2 protein-coding genes are annotated in these 1276 nt (G+C 44.4%); both read left to right on the forward strand.

Annotated elements, in window-relative coordinates; translation table 11 throughout:
* Positions 1-322: FtsW/RodA/SpoVE family cell cycle protein (locus R7P67_RS24885; RefSeq protein WP_318086328.1), on the forward strand; the 322-nt coding region annotated here is incomplete at its 5' end.
* Between the two features lie 2 nt (positions 323-324).
* Positions 325-1128, forward strand: coding sequence for a septal ring lytic transglycosylase RlpA family protein (locus tag R7P67_RS24890; protein WP_005483406.1), 804 nt, complete (start codon positions 325-327; stop codon positions 1126-1128).
* The last annotated feature ends 148 nt before the right edge of the window (positions 1129-1276 follow it).

Below are 1276 nucleotides of genomic sequence, written 5' to 3' on the forward strand. Positions count from 1 at the left end.
CTTTGCAGTAATTGCTGAGGAATGGGGTATGATTGGCTTCCTTTGCCTATTAGCCATCTATCTCTTCATTATTGGTCGAGGTTTGTACCTTGCTAGCCAAGCACAAACCGCGTTTGGACGAATGATGGCAGGCAGTATTGTACTCAGCTTCTTCGTGTATATTTTTGTAAATATCGGCATGGTGAGTGGCATCCTACCTGTTGTAGGAGTACCGTTACCACTGATCAGCTACGGCGGCACCTCGATGGTGACCCTAATGGCTGGTTTTGGTATTTTGATGTCGATTCATACGCACCGAAAAGCATTCTCTAAGGCGACCTAGACATGCAAAAACGCGCTTTATATTCCTTAGTTTTTTCTGCACTGATTTTGGCTGGTTGTTCATCCACCAGCCAAAAGACACAAGAAGGCCGTTACGAACTTGAATCCGATGTAGCACCTGATACACCGCTTTCAGTCGAACACATCGAGGATGCGCATCCCAAATACGAACCTTACAGCCTAGGCGGTAATACCGATTACCACTTGCGCGGTAATGATTACAAGATCGTTCGCGACGCAAAAGGGTTTACTGAAAAAGGTCGTGCATCTTGGTACGGTAAAAAGTTCCAGGGGCATTTGACATCTAACGGTGAAATCTACGACATGTACTCCATGACGGCTGCGCATAAAACGCTACCGTTACCAAGCTATGTGAAAGTGACCAACACCGACAATGGCAAAACCACAGTCGTTCGAGTAAATGACCGAGGTCCGTTTCACGATGGCCGTATCATCGACTTGAGCTACGCCGCTGCGCATAAATTGGATGTCATAAAAACAGGAACGGCGAATGTTGAAATCGAAGTTATCAGCGTAGAGAAACCTACCGATCAAAAGTCGCTAGAATCTCACCCAAAGTACGTCATTCAAGTCGCATCTTCAAAAAATGAAGATCGCGCACGAACTTTAGGCGCAGAGCTTGGTCAAAAGCTGGATACCGAAACTTTCTTGGAAAACGCGAAAGAGTCTTATCGCTTGTTATTGGGTCCATTTACTGACTATTCCCTGACGCAAGCCACACTGGATAAAGTAAAGTTGCTCGGCTATTCGTCTGCATTTATTAAAAAACACAACACTGCGAAATGACCTTGAGTCATGAATTTCTAAACGAAGCCCCTCTTACATAAGTGGGGATTCTGGTAAGATGTGTGCAGTTAAACCCAAAAATTTGAATTACCATGAATAAAAATAAGTTTGTGAAATCTATTCTCGTTTCTTCGGTTGCCCTTTCTGC

It is taken from the genome of Vibrio sp. Vb0937 (assembly GCF_033338855.1).

Bases quoted from the DNA above. Each gene is read 5' to 3' on its own strand.
- R7P67_RS24890 (WP_005483406.1), top strand. From the start codon at position 325: ATGCAAAAACGCGCTTTATATTCCTTAGTTTTTTCTGCACTGATTTTG.